Annotated in this window: 13 protein-coding genes, 6 tRNA genes and 1 riboswitch; of the genes, 9 read left to right on the top strand and 10 right to left on the bottom strand. The window is 57.2% G+C overall.

Translation table 11 applies throughout. The annotated features are described in order from the left end of the window. Positions 1-176 precede the first annotated feature (176 nt). The 3 genes from CGS49_RS08025 to CGS49_RS08035 all read right to left on the bottom strand — a co-directional run bounded on the left by CGS49_RS08025 (position 177) and on the right by CGS49_RS08035 (position 1,893). Positions 177-410, bottom strand: a complete 234-nt coding sequence (locus CGS49_RS08025) for a hypothetical protein (protein WP_242975414.1) — start codon at positions 408-410, stop codon at positions 177-179. A 62-nt stretch (positions 411-472) separates the two neighbouring features. After that, positions 473-922 (bottom strand): InlB B-repeat-containing protein, encoded by a 450-nt coding sequence (locus tag CGS49_RS08030; RefSeq protein WP_097801337.1) that lies wholly within the window; start codon positions 920-922, stop codon positions 473-475. Positions 923-1,293: 371 nt separating this feature from the next. Continuing rightward, on the bottom strand, positions 1,294-1,893 hold the full coding sequence (locus CGS49_RS08035; protein WP_097801338.1) for an Ig-like domain-containing protein: 600 nt from the start codon (positions 1,891-1,893) through the stop codon (positions 1,294-1,296). Positions 1,894-2,075: 182 nt separating this feature from the next. Here CGS49_RS08035 and CGS49_RS08040 point away from each other — a divergent pair, with 182 nt between their 5' ends. Together CGS49_RS08040 and CGS49_RS08045 are read left to right on the top strand one after the other, a co-directional pair. Next, a complete protein-coding gene (locus CGS49_RS08040) occupies positions 2,076-2,366 on the top strand; it encodes a helix-turn-helix transcriptional regulator (protein WP_097801339.1) in 291 nt (96 codons plus the stop codon). Positions 2,367-2,588: 222 nt separating this feature from the next. Beyond that, positions 2,589-2,662 (top strand) — tRNA-Gln (locus CGS49_RS08045). A gap of 80 nt (positions 2,663-2,742) precedes the next feature. On the opposite strand, the gene CGS49_RS08050 is transcribed toward CGS49_RS08045, so the two are convergent. Continuing rightward, on the bottom strand, positions 2,743-4,083 hold the full coding sequence (locus CGS49_RS08050; RefSeq protein ID WP_097801340.1) for a D-alanyl-D-alanine carboxypeptidase family protein: 1,341 nt from the start codon (positions 4,081-4,083) through the stop codon (positions 2,743-2,745). Positions 4,084-4,263: 180 nt separating this feature from the next. On the opposite strand from CGS49_RS08050, the gene CGS49_RS08055 reads away from it, so the two are divergent. Continuing rightward, positions 4,264-4,953, top strand: a complete 690-nt coding sequence (locus CGS49_RS08055; protein ID WP_097801341.1) for a metallophosphoesterase — start codon at positions 4,264-4,266, stop codon at positions 4,951-4,953. A gap of 195 nt (positions 4,954-5,148) precedes the next feature. On the opposite strand, the gene recG is transcribed toward CGS49_RS08055, so the two are convergent. Further along, positions 5,149-7,209: an ATP-dependent DNA helicase RecG gene (recG, locus tag CGS49_RS08060; RefSeq protein WP_097801342.1), complete on the bottom strand. Its 2,061-nt coding sequence runs from the start codon at positions 7,207-7,209 to the stop codon at positions 5,149-5,151. 75 nt (positions 7,210-7,284) lie between these two features. Then, positions 7,285-7,364, top strand: a riboswitch (Fluoride riboswitch). Positions 7,365-7,426: 62 nt separating this feature from the next. Between recG and CGS49_RS08065 the strand changes: the two genes are divergently transcribed. The 3 genes from CGS49_RS08065 (at position 7,427) to CGS49_RS08075 (ending at position 9,680) form a co-directional block, all read left to right on the top strand. Then, positions 7,427-8,626 carry a cation:proton antiporter gene (locus tag CGS49_RS08065; protein WP_097801343.1) on the top strand — a complete coding sequence of 400 codons (1,200 nt, stop codon included), beginning with the start codon at positions 7,427-7,429 and terminating at the stop codon, positions 8,624-8,626. Between the two features lie 18 nt (positions 8,627-8,644). Further along, positions 8,645-9,127, top strand: a complete 483-nt coding sequence (locus CGS49_RS08070) for a GNAT family N-acetyltransferase (protein WP_097801344.1) — start codon at positions 8,645-8,647, stop codon at positions 9,125-9,127. A gap of 190 nt (positions 9,128-9,317) precedes the next feature. Then, entirely contained in the window at positions 9,318-9,680 is a 363-nt protein-coding gene (locus CGS49_RS08075) for a hypothetical protein (protein ID WP_097801345.1), read from the top strand. Positions 9,681-9,757: 77 nt separating this feature from the next. Here the strand turns inward: CGS49_RS08075 and CGS49_RS08080 are convergent. From CGS49_RS08080 to CGS49_RS08100, 5 genes are all read right to left on the bottom strand, one after another. Continuing rightward, a tRNA-Cys gene (locus CGS49_RS08080) sits at positions 9,758-9,832 on the bottom strand. A gap of 28 nt (positions 9,833-9,860) precedes the next feature. Further along, positions 9,861-9,936: transfer RNA gene (locus CGS49_RS08085), tRNA-Gly, on the bottom strand. 86 nt (positions 9,937-10,022) lie between these two features. Further along, positions 10,023-10,099, bottom strand: a tRNA-Asp gene (locus CGS49_RS08090). A gap of 29 nt (positions 10,100-10,128) precedes the next feature. Continuing rightward, a tRNA-Gly gene (locus CGS49_RS08095) sits at positions 10,129-10,204 on the bottom strand. Between the two features lie 31 nt (positions 10,205-10,235). Then, positions 10,236-10,311, bottom strand: a tRNA-Phe gene (locus tag CGS49_RS08100). A 352-nt stretch (positions 10,312-10,663) separates the two neighbouring features. Between CGS49_RS08100 and CGS49_RS08105 the strand changes: the two genes are divergently transcribed. The 3 genes from CGS49_RS08105 (at position 10,664) to rlmH (ending at position 15,992) form a co-directional block, all read left to right on the top strand. Continuing rightward, positions 10,664-12,655, top strand: a complete 1,992-nt coding sequence (locus CGS49_RS08105) for a DNA gyrase/topoisomerase IV subunit B (protein WP_097801346.1) — start codon at positions 10,664-10,666, stop codon at positions 12,653-12,655. Between the two features lie 12 nt (positions 12,656-12,667). Beyond that, positions 12,668-14,917, top strand: a complete 2,250-nt coding sequence (locus tag CGS49_RS08110; RefSeq protein WP_097801347.1) for a DNA gyrase subunit A — start codon at positions 12,668-12,670, stop codon at positions 14,915-14,917. Between the two features lie 589 nt (positions 14,918-15,506). Beyond that, on the top strand, positions 15,507-15,992 hold the full coding sequence (rlmH, locus tag CGS49_RS08115) for a 23S rRNA (pseudouridine(1915)-N(3))-methyltransferase RlmH (RefSeq protein ID WP_097801348.1): 486 nt from the start codon (positions 15,507-15,509) through the stop codon (positions 15,990-15,992). Positions 15,993-16,155 lie beyond the last annotated feature (163 nt).

A 16,155-nucleotide genomic window follows, 5' to 3' on the forward strand; every position in this document is an offset into this window, starting at 1 on the left:
TCCATATATTTTACATCATTTAATCGAAAAAGATATACTTTTATCGAAAAAAGCGGAAACGCTCATGCCGTTTGTAAAATATGCACAAAACGGGCAGCCGAACGGCAGCGGGCAACAAAAAAGAGCCGCCCCCGGCTGGGGACAGCTCTCAGAGAATGCTTATGAAAAGAGCAGGCTTAGGCCTTTACGGCGAAGCCCTTCAGCAGATCGTTCAGGCTCAGGAAGGACTGATAGATCACGTTGACGTTGTTGATGATGGAGCTTGCGCCGGAGAAGATGCGGGCGATGTAGTTGAACACCTTACCAACATTCAGGAAGTTGTTGTAAGCGCCGCTGGCACCACCGTCCAGGTAGACCATTTCTTCTTCATCAACGACAGCGTAAGAAGCGGGCAGTTTCATAGTAGACATAATAGTATCCCTTTCCATTTTTAAAAATTAAAATTAAATTTTAAGAGCAGCTGTGGGTGAGATCAGAGCAGCGAAGCGATGGCCAGCGTGCCGAACAGCACACCTGCCACAACAAAGCCGCCCAGATGATCCAGGATCTCCGGGCTCTGCACAGGCTCGGTGGGAGCAGCAGGCGTCGTGGCCGAGGAGGCATTCTTGACCGTCCAGTGTGCATACACGGTGGTGTCACCGGTGAACACGGTGGAGGTGCTGATCTTGGTGCCGCCGACAGGCTCCGTGTACCAGCCGTCGAAGGTGTAGCCTTCCAGCGTGGGCTGCTCGGGCAGAGCCGAGAGCTTGCCGCTCAGGTTGGTGGTGACGACCACCACAGAGGTGGTGCCGCCCATGGCGTCCAGACCGATGGTGTAGATCTCTGCTTCCTTTGCGTCCGCAGCAAAGGCGGCGGGCACGGCGCTGCACAGCAGCACAACGGCCAGCAGACTGACCAGCAGCGTTTTCAGAACCTTTTTCATAAAATTCCTCGCTTTCCTGACAGAATCGGGCATGGAACCAGCGGTTCCAGAACAGACCTCTGCGTCCCGCAACGAAAGCAGACGGATCAGCCGGGGAAGGGAGGTTTATTCAATCTATTTTTACCATACGATGCGCAACAAAAGAGCAACAAAATGGGTCGTTTTTCCATAGGAACACAAAAAAATCTTCATTTTTTCTTAAATTTTTTCAAAAAAGCGTAAAGAACAATTTGCCCTGGAAAAATAGAAGAAAAAACCGGAAAAACCGGAAAAATTCATCTCCCGGAATAAGGGAAAGTGCACACGGATTCAGAAAAAATCCTGCCCCATTTTCACAGGGCAGGAAGTAACTTTATTTGATGACCGTATTTTTAATATCCAAGTTTTTCGTGGGCGGCCTGCGTAATAAGGTTGGCTCTATATTGTGTTCCATCCAGCTCGTTTACTTCCATAAAAACGCTTCCCCAAAGCATATAGCTGCTAACCGTGTTTCCGCCAAATCCGTTTTGTGCAGATACGGTAAACATCCATCTGCTGTTGGCACCTGTTCCTAAATGTGCATACCCGCGAACATCTGTAAATCTTACAGATTCAGGGTTCTTGAAGTTGTTCATATAGGGAAGCACATCATTCACAAAGGATTTTTCGTCAGCTGTCAGCTGCTGCCATACACTCATAGGCGTAACTTCGACAGAATATTGGGCACTTACACCATTTTCGGCCGTTGCAATAATAATGGTTTTTCCTTCGGATTTGGCTTCCACTTCGCCTTTGTCATTAACAATTGCTACGGACTCATCTGCAGAGGTCCAAGTAATACCATAGTCGCTGGCATCTGTATAAGTGTGGTGACAGATTTTACACTCACTCCCGGTATGTACCCAATCCGTAGGAACAACAAGCGCCAAAAAGATAATAATAGCTATTGCAATCAGGCATCCTTTTCCGGTGCTTTTCTTCTGAGTTTCCACCCGTTCCTCCTTGAAATCTTTGTATTGTTGCTCAGTAAACCTTAATTGTCACCTTCTTTATATTGAGATGATCATAGTAAGATTATAAGCTTTGTCTGACTGGATGTCAATAAAACTATACAGATTTGGATAATTTAATATCAAAGGCTGTATAGTAAAGTAGATGCAGGAAGGTGAACGACATGATTTCTGACAACATCAAGCGTCTTCGGGAGAATGCAGGGCTCTCACAAGCTGCCCTTGCTCGTAAGCTGGGCGTCACGCGTGCCAGTGTCAACGCTTGGGAAATGGAACTTTCTGCACCGACTGCACAATACTTGATAGCTCTTGCACAGCTGTTTCATACGACTACGGATGATATTTTAGGGCTTGAATCGCAAGAACAGATCGTGCTGCGCGGCATGAACGAACAGGAAAAGCGGCTGGTGTACGATTTGATTTCTTATATCACGGAGCGAAAAGAAGAAGAATAAGACAAAAAGGCTACTGCATCAGCGTGACACTGGATGCGGTAGCCTTATGATAAGGTGACCATTTGGACAGAATTTAGAGCGAATCGTCTTGACACAATGCAGATGTTCAGTTAAAATAGCATAGTAATCTTTTGAAAGCACGCATGATTCCTGCTAAATTTGAAATTATAAGGTGACCAATAAGGCTACCGAATGATTCAAAGCCAAGAAAAAGAATGATACTGCGCCATCGCCAAGCGGTAAGGCAGGGGACTTTGACTCCCCCATCGTAGGTTCGACTCCTGCTGGCGCAACCAAAAGCCCCGCCGGTCTTTTCAGACTGGCGGGGCTTTTTGCGCGGTGTTTTTCACAAATGGGAAGCAAACGGTGCAAAAGCTTAGCGGCGGCGGATCTTTTTGGTGGGTCTGCGGCGCTGCCAGCCGTTCAGCAGCAGCCATGCACCGTATATCAGTGCGGAGATAATACAAAGCGTAATAACAACTTTCAGGTAGAGACTGCCCAGAAACTCCCGGATGCGGGCCAGTGTGAACAGCAGCGGGTTGCGGTCAATGTCCTGCCCGGCGATCAGGTCCACCACGCCGATGGTCTCCCCGGCCAGCTTCAGCTCCACGGTGCCCACCACGTCGCCCTGCTGCACCGGCGCGCTGACAGAATCCGGCAGGTGGAAATATTTCTGGGTTACGCTGCCGTCACCGGTGGAGGGCAGCAGGGTCATCATGCTGTCGGCGGGGTAAAGCTGCAGGGTGTCGGTGTCGGTGGAGTATTTCACCGGGATCTCGGCCAGTGCCAGGTCGGTGTCCAGTGCAGCCTGGATGGAAAAGCTGTCGAACACCCAGTCGATCAGGTGCGCGGTCTCGTAAAGGGCCGGGCGGCGGTTGGCATAGCCGAAGTCGTCACAGGTGTCGGGGCTGCCCATCACGCAGAAGATATAGGTGGCACCGTCCTTGTTGGCCCAGGAGACGTAGCTCTGCTCGCCACTGTCGTTCTTGAAGGCGGTCACGTCGCACATGCCGCCCTGCATGGCGCTGCGGTAGTATTTGCCGCCGCTGGATTTATTCAGGGCGGCATTCTGGCTGACGAGGACCGACGAAGAACGGTGCTTTTCCTTGGCGGGCATCGTGAAGGTGGGCGCGCCGGAAATTTCCACAAAGGCGTCAAAGCTCATCAGGTAGCGCAGGATCAGGTACATGTCCACGGCGCATGTCACGTTGCCGCTGTCGATGCCGCAGGCGTCGGTCCAGGTGCTGGCGGTGGTGCCGATGCGCTGAGACAGGGCGTTCATCTGGCTCACCCATCCGGCCAGGTCGCCGCCGGAGAGTGCATAGGCCAGGCCCATGGCAGCTTCGTTTGCGTTGCGGGTCACCATGGCGTAGACGGCCTCGCGGTAGGTGAAGGTCTCGTTGGAGCGCATGTCCGCGTTGTTGGTGTTATAGACATAGTCCGAGATGGCAAAAGGCATCTGGAAGGTGTCGTCCAGATGGTCGGCATAATTGGTCAGCAGCAGGGCGATGGTCATGTATTTGGTCAGGCCGCCGGCCGACACCTGCTTGGTGCTGTCCTTATCATAAACGATGATGTTGGTATCCGTGTTGACGATGTAGGCGCTTTTGGCCTGCACCTGGTAGACGGGGGTGGGGTCGAACATGGCCCCGGCGGGCAGCACGAGGCAGCTGAACAGGACAGCAAAGGACAAAATCAGTGCAAAAATACGTTTCATGTGGACAATTCCTTTAAAAAGCGATAATATAAGACAGCGGACAGCGCCGTGGGCGCGCCCGAAAGGACACAGAGAACAGCGGAATGCTGTATTCTTTATAATAACAGGTTTGCAGGGGCGTGGCAAGGCTTTTGGCACCGATTGCGCACAGCTTTCACACCCCAGGCAGGGAGGTTCGGAATGGTATATCTGACAGGCGACACCCACGGCGACATCGAGCGCTTCAAGCACGGCAGGCTGCGCTGGCTGGGCAAGCGGGACATCGTGGTGGTGCTGGGTGATTTCGGCTTTGTGTGGGACGGCAGCAAAGAGGAGCAGAAAAAGCTGGACTGGCTGCGCAAGCGTCCCTACACCCTGCTGTTTCTGGACGGCAGCCACGAGAACTACGACCTGCTGAAGCAGTACCCCGTGGAGGAATTGTTCGGCGGGAAGGTGCAGGCGCTGGGCGGCAATGTGTATCATGTGTGCCGGGGCAGCGTGCTGGAGCTGGAAGGCAAAAAGTACCTGTGCTTCGGCGGGGCGGAGAGCCCGGACAAAGAGGACCGGGAGCCCGGCGTCAACTGGTGGAAGGAAGAACTGCCTTCCGACGAGGAGTACGCCGCCTGCGAAGCAAACCTTGCGGCATGTGACTACAAAGTGGATTATGTGCTGACCCACGATGCGCCAAGCAGATTTCTGGATTTTACGGCTCTTGCCTGCGGCGAGACCAACCAGCTGCACAGTTTTCTGGACAAAATCTTGTTGAAGCTGACCTATGAAAAGTGGTTTTTCGGCTGCTACCATAAGGATGTGCAGCTTTCCACCAAGAGCCGGTGCGTGTTCTGCGATGTCGTCTGCATGGGCGAGCGGCACGCAAAGTGGCGTAAATGAGATACGGACAGCAATACTTTTCCAAAATATAACAAAGAGCACATGCGTCACAGCTTTTTTCAGCGTGATGTATGTGCTCTTGTTTCTTGTGTAGGGAACGCATTTATGCGTTCCGCTGCTTCCCGGCAGGCATAGCCTGCCAGCGGAGCGGATAAATCCGCTCCCCACAGAAGCGCAGCCCAACAAAAGAGTAAATCAATTCATCGCTCCCGCTTTGTCAAACATCTGCTGCACCTGTGCTTCCAGCAGCGCATGTTCGGGTGCGGCCAGCAGCGGATCTTCCGCCAGCAGGGCGGCGGCTTCCGCCTGCGCCGCGTGCAGGGTGCGGGTGTCGTTCATCAGGTCGGCAATTTGTAACGTGGGCAGGCCGTGCTGGCGGCTGCCAAAAAAGTCGCCGGGGCCGCGGGTCTCCAGATCGTACTGCGCCACGGCAAAGCCATCGGTGGTGCTGCACAAAAATTTCAGCCGCTTTTGGACGTTTTCACTCTGGTTGTCGCTGACGAGGAAGCACCAGCTTTCCGCCGCACCGCGTCCCACCCGGCCGCGCAGCTGGTGCAGCGCGCTCAGGCCGTAGCGCTCGGCGTTTTCAATGACCATGACGCTGGCGTTGGGCACGTCCACGCCCACCTCGATGACGGTGGTGGACACCAGTGCATCCAGCCGCCCGGCCTTGAAATCCTCCATGACGGCGGCTTTCTCTTTGGGCTTGAGCTTGCCGTGCATCAGACCCACCCGGCGGTCCGGCAGCAGGGCTTTGGCCACGTCCTCGTAGTAGCTTTTCACGGCGTTCAGCCCGCCGTCCGGAACGTCCTCGATGGCCGGGCACACCAGATACACCTGCCGCCCGCGCCCGATCTCCTGATCGAGAAAATGGTAGAGATCATGCCGCTTTTTGCCGGTGATGCACCGGGTCTTGACCGGGGTGCGGCCCGGCGGCAGCTCGTCGAGGATGGAAATGTCGAGGTCGCCGTAGATGAGCAGGCCCAGCGTGCGGGGGATGGGTGTGGCGCTCATCACCAGAAGATGGGGGTTCGCGGCCTTTTCGGCCAGCATCCCGCGCTGGCGCACACCAAAGCGGTGCTGCTCATCAATGACGGCAAGGCCCAGCCGGGCAAACTCCACCCCATCGCTGAGGATGGCGTGGGTGCCCACCACGAGGTCGGCTTCGTCGGCGCGGATGGCGGCCAGCGTAGTGCGCTTGGCGGCAGCCTTCATGCCGCCGGTCAGCAGGGCCACCCGCATCCCGAAGGGGGCAAGCATCTTGTTCAAACCCTCGGCGTGCTGGGCGGCCAGAATTTCGGTCGGGGCCAGCAGCGCGGCCTGATATCCTGCCCGGATGCAGGCCCAGATGGCGGCGGCGGCCACCAGCGTTTTGCCGCTGCCCACGTCGCCCTGCAGCAGGCGGTTCATGGAAGTCTCGCCCGCCATGTCGGCCAGAATTTCGCCCACGGCCCGGCGCTGGGCACCGGTGGGGGAGAAGGGCAGGCTTTCCCAGAACGGCCCCGGGTCGGCCAGCTGCATGGGGGCCCCAGTGGCGGCGGCACCACGATTCTTCATGCGGCCGATGCCCAGCTGCAGCACCAGCAGTTCTTCGTAGATAAGCCGCCGCCGCGCCGCATAGGCTTCGTCCTCGGTGGCAGGGCAGTGGATGGCCCGCACGGCATCCGCCTTGGAGAGCAGGCGGTATTTTTGCAGCATCTCCGGCGGCAGCGGGTCGGGCAGAAGCTCCGCGTGGGGCAGCAGCTGGCGCACGCACTTGGCGATGGCATTGCTGGTCAGGCCCTCGGTCTGGGGGTAGACGGCCTCAAACGGTGCGGCTTTGATCTGCTCGGCGGTGCGCACCTGCGGGTTCACCATCTGGCGGCGCAGCATCCCACCCGTGACGACGCCCTGAAAATAGTATTCCTGCCCCAGCTGCAGCTTCTGGGCGGCGTAGGGGTTATTGAACCATGTGATTTCGAGGCTGGACACATCGTCCCCGGCGGTGATGCGCTCCATCCGCCGCCCGCCCGGCAGGATGCGCCCGCCGGGTTTCGCGAACACTTCTGCCTTGACGACGCACTCCACGTCGGTGGGTGCTTCGGCGATGGAGTAAGGCTTTGTGAAGTCGATGTATTTGCGCGGGTAGTGGCACAGCAGGTCGGCCAGCGTCACGATGCCCAGCTTCTCAAACTTTTCGGCAGTTTTGGGGCCGACGCCCTTCAGGTAGCGCACGGGGGTATCGGGCGTGAGGGTGGTGTGGTTTTCGGCAGGCATGGGCGTCAGCTCCTTTCGGGTGTAGTATAGCCATTGTAGCACCTTCCCGTTTACAAATCCAGCCAAACCTGCTATAATCCTTTTGGGAATGAAGTTCTCCCAAGGGGCAGTCCCCCTGAACCGCTGATTTTCAAGCTGATGACTTCTGTGATTTTTTTACGGAATCGCAGGGGGCACCAGCTTTTTTGTTTGCCGCCTGCGAAGAAACGGAGGAACGATGCTCACATCCCTTGCACTTATTTTTCTGGTGGGGCTTGCCATGGCGGCGCTCTGCCAGCAGCTGCATCTGCCGCGCATCATCGGCATGCTGGTCACCGGCATCCTGCTGGGGCCCTGCGTGCTGAACGCGCTGGACGCGTCCATTCTGTCCATCTCGTCCGAGCTGCGGCAGATGGCGCTCATCATCATTCTCATCAAAGCGGGCCTTTCGCTGAACCTTGCCGACCTGAAAAAAGTGGGCCGCCCGGCGGTGATGATGTCCTGCGTGCCGGCCAGCTGCGAAATTTTGGCCTTCATCCTGTTTGCGCCCGCCATTCTGGGCATCACCCGCATCGAAGCCGCGGTCATGGGTGCTGTGCTGGGCGCGGTGTCCCCGGCAGTGGTCATTCCGCGCATGGTGCAGCTGATGGATGAGCATTACGGCACCGAAAAGAGCATCCCGCAACTGATCATGGCGGGTGCGTCCTGCGATGATATTTTTGTCATCGTGCTGTTTTCCACCTTTACCAGCATGGCACAGGGCGGCAACGCCAACGTAATGGACTTTGTCAACATCCCGGTGTCCATTCTGCTGGGCATTGCGCTGGGTGCCGCCGTGGGCTTTGTGCTGAGTTGGTTCTTTGAGACGGCTTACGCCCGGGCCCACACGGTGCGCAACAGCATGAAGGTCATCATCGTGCTGGGCATGGCGTTCCTGCTCATGTCCATCGAGAGCTGGCTCAAGGGCATCGTCTCGGTGTCCGGCCTGCTGGCGGTGGTCAGCATGGCTTGCGTGCTCAAAATGCGGTGTGTGCCCAGCGTATCCAAGAGACTTTCGGAGAAATTCGGCAAGCTGTGGCTGGCGGCTGAGGTGATCCTGTTCGTGCTGGTGGGCGCGGCGGTGGACATCCGCTACACGCTGGCGGCGGGCATCCCGGCGGTGGCAATGATCCTGCTGGCGCTGGTGTTCCGTGCAGCAGGCGTCTGCCTGTGCATGGCGGGCACAGCGCTGAACCGGAAAGAGCGGCTGTTCTGCGTCATTGCCTACCTGCCCAAGGCCACGGTGCAGGCGGCCATCGGTTCGGTGCCGCTGGCCATGGGCCTGCCCTGCGGGCAGATCGTGCTTTCGGTGGCGGTGCTGGCAATTCTGATCACCGCGCCGCTGGGGGCAATCGGCATGGATGCGACGTATCAAAAGCTGCTGGAAAAGCAGCTATAAGAATAGGAGAAAAGAACCATGGAAATTCGCAATGCAGCGTTAAAAGATTTGCCCGCCATCGCGGCGGTGGAAGCCGAATGCTTCCCGGCGGCAGAGGCGGCCACGGCAGAGGAATTTGCCGGCCGGCTGGCACACTATGCAAACCATTTCTGGCTGTTGTTCGAGGACGGGGAACTGGCCGCTTTTGTGGACGGCTTCTGCACGGACACGCCCGACCTGACGGATGAAATGTACGCCGACGCTGCTCTGCACGACGAAGCCGGTGCCTGGCAGATGATCTTTGGCGTAAACACGCTCCCGCGCTGCCGCCGCCGCGGCTATGCGGAAACGCTTTTGCGGCAGGCTATTGCAGACGCCCGCGCACAGGGCCGCAAAGGTCTGGTGCTGACCTGCAAGGACAGGCTGGTGCACTATTACGCGAAGCTTGGATTTGTGAACGAAGGTGTTTCCGGTTCCACCCACGGGGGCGTAGTGTGGCATCAGATGCGGCTGACCTTCTGAACTGGACGATTTAGAATTGCCGACGCGTGCGCTTTGGCAATATCAGCGGAAAATTTATCTTGATAGAGCAAAACAGCCAGCCCTGCGGGGCTGGCTGTTTTGCATTTTCACGGGAAGGAGGGAATAATGGTAGGCAGTATCTGCCGGAGCTGGCTTCCTGTGCGGAGTGTGGACGAGTAGGGAAGATTCTATGGCTTTTATTGGCGGCATCTCCGCCGGGAGATGTTCTCTTTTGGTGGCAAAAGAGAACCAGAAAACCACCAGCGATTTCGACGCGCTGGACCCACGAGAAAGGGGCTGCACGCCCCTTTCAACCCCAAAGAAGAAGTCGAAGCGGAAAAATGCTAGCCGCTTCGCTCAACGCATTTTTTTTTTCGCTTCTCCGATTTGGAGTCGCTGCGCGACGGACGGTACGGTCAAGTACATTCTTTATCTGCTGCGCGACAGCCGCAGGCTGACAGCAGCAGATACCGCTGCCCGAAGCGCTCCCCTGCGGGGAGCTGTCGCGCAGCGACTGAGAGGCCTTCTAATGGCGGAACACAAAAAAGCGTGAAGCGCCTCTCGTCCACACTCCGCAAGGAAGACTGCAAAACAAAAAAATCCCGGAAGCCGAAGCTCCCGGGAATCTTTTGGAGGTGACGACCAGATTTGAACTGGTGGATGAGGGTTTTGCAGACCCTTGCCTTACCACTTGGCCACGTCACCATATAGGGAGTGATTACTACCACTCCATTGGAGCGGCCGACGAGGCTCGAACTCGCTACCTCCACCTTGGCAAGGTGGCGCTCTACCAGATGAGCTACGGCCGCATATTCGGTGCATTTTACCTTGCACCCGTCATTGCTGACGCCCTGAAAACAAATTTCAAAGTAGGTGAAAGCTTGCGCTTTCTTGGTGGCGACCCGGATCGGGCTCGAACCGACGACCCCCAGCGTGACAGGCTGGTGCTCTAACCAACTGAGCTACCGGGCCATATTGGAGCAACTTTTGCTGCTCCGTAATGGAGCGGCCGACGAGGCTCGAACTCGCTACCTCCACCTTGGCAAGGTGGCGCTCTACCAGATGAGCTACGGCCGCATATTGGAAACCCTGCTGGGGTTTCCTTGACTGGTGCCTCCGATCGGAATCGAACCAATGACACGGGGATTTTCAGTCCCCTGCTCTACCAACTGAGCTACAGAGGCGCACCGGACGATGATTATTATACCTGAAATTTCGATTTTGTAAAGGGGTAAATCCAAATTTTTTTCAATAAAATTCAAACTTTCTTGATTTTAGTCGCTCCAGCGCGTAAAATAAGAATGACTTTTTTGCTGCGCCGCAGGTTTGCCGGGCGGGAAGCACTGCCCGGGCCAGGGAAGCCAAACGGCAATTGACAAATTTAACAACCTATGGTTTAATAAATAAAAAAACAAGAGGTGCCTTTTTGCGCCCGGCGCAGCTCCCTATACATTATATAGGAAGAAAATCGGCACTGTGATTTTAGATTCAGACGGCACTGCATGCTCCAAAAGCGGCAGCGCCGGGAGGAGCAGCATGGCAAAAAAACAGGAATATGGCAACGAGAGTATCACTTCCTTAAAAGGTGCCGACCGTGTGCGCAAGCGCCCGGCCGTCATCTTTGGTTCCGACGGTGTGGAGGGCTGCGCCCACTCCATTTTTGAGATCGTCTCCAACTCCATCGATGAGGCCCGCGACGGCCACGGTGACACCATCAATGTGACCCGCTGCAAGGACGGCAGCGTCATCGTGGAGGACTTTGGCCGCGGCATGCCCGTGGACTGGAACAACGGCGAGGGCCGCTACAACTGGGAACTGCTGTTCTGCGAGATGTACGCAGGCGGCAAGTATGGCGAGGGCGAGGACAACTACGAGTTCAGCCTGGGCCTGAACGGTCTGGGCCTGTGCGCCACCCAGTACGCTTCTGCCTGGATGACCGCCGACATCTACCGCGACGGCTATCACTACCACCTTGACTTCAAAAAAGGTGAGAACGTGGGCGGTCTGCAGAAGGAAGCCTACAAGGGCCGCCGCACCGGCAGTATCATCCACTGGAAGCCGGACGACGAGGTGTTCACCGACATCGACGTGCCCGCCAGCTATTACAAGGACACTTTGCGCCGTCAGGCTGTGGTCAACGCGGGCCTGACTCTCAATTTCATCGACGAGCGCGAGAAGGACCCCGCCACTGGCAAGCCCTGGAAGGAGAGCTGGTGCTATGAGCACGGCATCGCCGACTACGTGGCCGAAGTGGCGGGCGAGGACAGCCTGACGCCCGTGTTCAGCTGTGAGAGCGAAGCGTCCGGCCGCGACCGCGAGGATCAGCCGGACTATAAAGTGCGCATGAGCGCGGCCTTCTGCTTCTCCAACAAGGTGCAGATGCTGGAATACTACCACAACTCCTCCTGGCTGGAGCACGGCGGCAGCCCGGAGCACGCAGTGCGCACCGCTTTTGTGTACCAGATCAACAAGTACCTGAAGGATAAAAACCTCTATAAAAAGGGCGAAAGTGCTATCAGCTTTCAGGATGTGCAGGACTGTCTGGTGTATGTGTCGTCCAGCTTCTCCACCCGCACCAGCTACGAGAACCAGACCAAAAAGGCCATCACCAACAAGTTCGTCTCCCAGGCGATGACCGACTTCCTCAAACACTATCTGGAAGTCTACTTCCTCGAAAAGCCCGAGGAAGCGCAGAAGATCTGCCAGCAGGTGCTGGTGAACAAGCAGAGCCGCGAACACGCTGAAAAAACGCGCCAGAGCATCAAAAAGACGCTGTCCACCCAGATCGACCTTGCCAACCGCGTGCAGAAGTTCGTGGACTGCCGCACCAAGGACGCCTCCCGCCGCGAGCTGTACATCGTGGAGGGCGACTCCGCTATGGGCGCGGTCAAGTCCAGCCGCGACAGTGAATATCAGGCCATCATGCCCATCCGCGGCAAGATCCTGAACTGCCTGAAAGCCGATTATGCCCGCATTTTCAAATCGGATGTCATCGTAGACCTCATCAAGGTGATGGGCTGCGGCGTGGAGCTGGGCGGCAAGCACAACAAGGAACTGGCTACCTTCAACCTCGACAACCTGCGGTTCAACAAGATCGTCATCTGTACCGATGCCGACGTGGACGGTTACCAGATCCGCACGTTGGTGCTCACCATGCTCTACCGCCTGACGCCCACCCTCATCGAGAAGGGCTATGTGTATATCGCGGAGTCGCCGCTGTACGAGATCACGACGAAAGACCGCACCTATTTCGCCTACACCGAGCCGGAGAAAGCGGCCTTCCTCGAGGAGATCGGCGACAAAAAATACACCATCCAGCGCTCCAAAGGTCTGGGTGAAAACGACCCCGAGATGATGTGGCTGACCACCATGAACCCGGAGAGCCGCCGCCTTATTAAGGTCATGCCCACCGATGTGGTGCAGACGGCGCAGGTGTTCGACATCCTGCTGGGCGACAACCTTGCAGGCCGCAAGGAGCACATTGCCCAGCACGGCGCGGAATATCTGGACGATCTGGATGTGTCTTAAAGAGGAAAAACAATGGCAAAAAAACAAAGCAAGAAAACACTCAAGCCGGTGCGCCCGCAGCTGGGCGACGGCGTTGAAATCTTAAATGCCGGCAGCGTGCTGGAAGACCCCATCACCCGCACGCTGGAAACCAACTATATGCCCTACGCCATGAGCGTCATCGTCAGCCGTGCGCTGCCGGAGATCGACGGCTTCAAGCCCGCCCACCGCAAGCTGCTGTACACCATGTACGAGATGGGCCTGCTGAAAGGGGCCCGCACTAAATCGGCCAACATCGTGGGCAGCACCATGCACCTGAACCCCCACGGCGACGCCGCCATCTACGACACCATGGTGCGCATGGGCCGCGGCAACGAAAGCCTGCTGGTGCCCTTCGTGGACAGCAAGGGCAACTTCGGCAAAGCCTACAGCCGCGATATGTCCTGCGCTGCCGCCCGTTACACCGAGGCAAAGCTGGAAGGCGTGTGCGAGGAGCTGTTCCGGGACATCGACAAGGAGACCGTGGACTTTGTGCCCAACTACGACAGCACCACCACCGAGCCCACCCTGCTGCCGGTGACCTTCCCCACCATTCTGGCCAACAACACGCTGGGCATCGCAGTCGGCATGGCCTGCAACATCTGCTCGTTCAATCTGGCAGAGCTGTGCGCCACCACCGTGGCACTGATGAAGGACGAACACCACGACATCTCCACCACCATGCCCGCCCCGGACTTCGTGGGCGGCGGCCAAATTCTCTACGATGAAGCGCAGATGCGTGAAATTTACGAGAACGGCCGCGGCAGCGTGAAGGTGCGTGCCCGCTACAATGTGGTGCCGGGCGAGAACATGATCGAGGTGACCCAGATCCCGCCCACCACCACCGTGGAAGCCATCATGGACAAAATTGCCGAGCTGGTCAAGGCCGGCAAGGTGAAAGAGATCAGCGACATGCGCGACGAGACCGACCTGAACGGCCTGAAGCTGACGCTGGACCTCAAGCGCGGCGTGGACGCCGACAAGCTGATGGCAAAGCTGTTCAAGGCGACGCCCTTGGAGGACAGCTTCAGCTGCAACTTCAACATTCTGGTGTCCGGCCAGCCTCGCGTGATGGGCGTGCGCGAAATTTTAAAAGAGTGGACGGCCTTCCGCGTGGAATGCGTGCGCCGCCGCACCTACTACGACCTGCACGGCAAGGAAAAGCGCCTGCACCTGCTCAAGGGTCTTGCCGCCATCCTGCTGGACATCGACAAGGCCATCAAGATCATCCGCACCACTGAGGAGGAGACCGAAGTGGTGCCCAACCTGATGATCGGCTTCGGCATCGACGAAGTGCAGGCCGATTATGTGGCTGAGATCAAGCTGCGCCACCTGAACCGGGAGTATATCCTCAAGCGCACCAGCGAGATCGAACAGCTGGAAAAGGATATCGCCGACCTGAACGATATTCTGGCAAAACCTGCCCGCATCCGCCGCATCATCATCAATGAACTGAACGATGTGGCCAAGAAATACGGCCAGCCCCGCCGCAGCGAAATTTTGTATGACCTGCCCGAGGAGGAGAGCGGCGCGGAAGAAGAAGCCGTGCCGGATTATCCTGTCACCGTGTTCTTCACCCGCGAGGGCTACTTCAAGAAGATTCCGCCGCAGGGTCTGCGCACTGCCGGTGCCCACAAGCTGAAAGAGGGCGACGAGATCGTCCAGCAGATCGAGACCCGAAACAACATGGAAGCGCTGTTCTTCACCGACAAACAGCAGGTGTACAAGGTGCGTCTGGCCGAGTTGGAGGACGGCAAGGTGGCCCAGATGGGCATCTTCATCCCGGGCCGTCTTGCGATGGACGAGGGCGAGAATGTGCTGGCTATGGTCATCACCGGTGACTACAGCGGCCACATGCTGTTCTTCTTCGCCAGCGGCAAGTGCGCGAAAATTCCGCTGAGCTCCTATGCCACCAAGCAGAACCGGCGAAAACTGCTCAAGGCCTACTGCGACAAGGAACCGCTGGCAAAGCTTCTGTTCCTGCCGGAGGAGACCGAGCTTGCCATCCGCACCAGCGCCAGCCGGATGCTGCTGGTGGGGTCGGCGCAGATCGCCGCCAAGACCACCCGCGACAGCCAGGGCGTGGCGGTGGTCACGCTGAAGAAGAACCAGACCATCGCGTCGGTGGTCCCGGCAGACACGCTGGAACTGGCCGACCCGCACCGCTACCGCGTGCGCAGCCTGCCCGCCACCGGTGCGCTGATCCGCGCGGAGGACTCAGGGGAGCAGATGAGTTTGCTGTAATGTTCCCATGCAGAGCATTTTCGCGTGGGATAGGTGGGATGGCTTTTATACAATGGTTCTCCGCCGGACACGTTCTCTTTTGCGTGCCAAAAGAGAACCAGAAAAGCACCCGCTACTTTCGAGGCGCGGGAGGCACGAACTAGGGGCTGCACGCCCCTAGTAACCCCAAAGCTGTTGGGCTCCATACAAAAAATCCAAGTCGCTGCGCTAAAGGATTTTTTGTGTTCCGCCGATTTCAAGTCGCTTGCGCGACGAGCCGTACGGGGAAGCTCGTGCTCTTTCTGCCGCGCGGCAGCCGAAGGCTGACAGCAGCAAAATGCTGTTTGCCGCAACGACCCCACCTGTGAAAATGTGTTTGGAGCAGCCCGCAGGCCGCGACAAACACGAAAATAAAAATGGATTTTCCGCTGAAGATGCCCAGCAACGACGACGACCGCCGCCAGCGGCGGAAACAGGGAGGAGTTGTTGGGGCAGCGGCCAGCAAGACAGACGCAAGTGCCGCCCAAGGCACGAAGCGGATGCTGGGTGCCGCAACCCGTAAGACGCGGAGGGCATTTTAAATTGTTGAGCCTGAAAAGAGGAAGCTGTCATGCAAAATATCGACCTGATCTGTGTGGGCAAGCTCAACGCGAAGTACTTCGCTGAGGGCGTGGCCGAATACCAGAAGCGGCTGGCCGCGTTCGCTTCCTTCCGCATCATTGAACTGCCGGAAGAAAAGATCGAGGAAAAGAACGCTTCCGATGCTGTGGTAAAAAAGGCGCTGGAAAAAGAGGGCAAAGCCATCCTGTCCAGCGTGCGCAAGGGCGCGGCCATCGTGGCCATGTGCATTGAAGGCAAGCAGATCTCCTCCGACGAGCTGGCCCAGTTCCTGGCCGACCGCGCCAACAGCGGGGCCGGAGATGTGGCCTTCGTCATTGGTTCGTCCCACGGCCTTGCGGAAGAAGTAAAGCGCGCCGCCGCCCTCAAGTTCAGCATGGGCCGCATCACCATGCCGCACCAGCTGGCCCGCCTTGTGCTCACCGAGCAAATTTACCGCGCCTGCACCATCAACGCGGGAATGAAATACCACAAGTAAAACTATAATGAAATAGTCCGCTCTGTTGCCGAAAGGAAACCCCTTTCGGTGCAGGGCGGGCTTTTTGTTTTTGGGGCCGATGCGGCCTTTGCCGGTCCTTAGCCGATATGACGCGATTTGACACAAATTGCGGATTTTATCGGGCAGGAGAGTTCGCTATAAT

Origin of the sequence: Faecalibacterium langellae (assembly GCF_002549775.1) — a bacterium.
In the GTDB taxonomy this organism is placed as follows: domain Bacteria; phylum Bacillota; class Clostridia; order Oscillospirales; family Ruminococcaceae; genus Faecalibacterium; species Faecalibacterium langellae.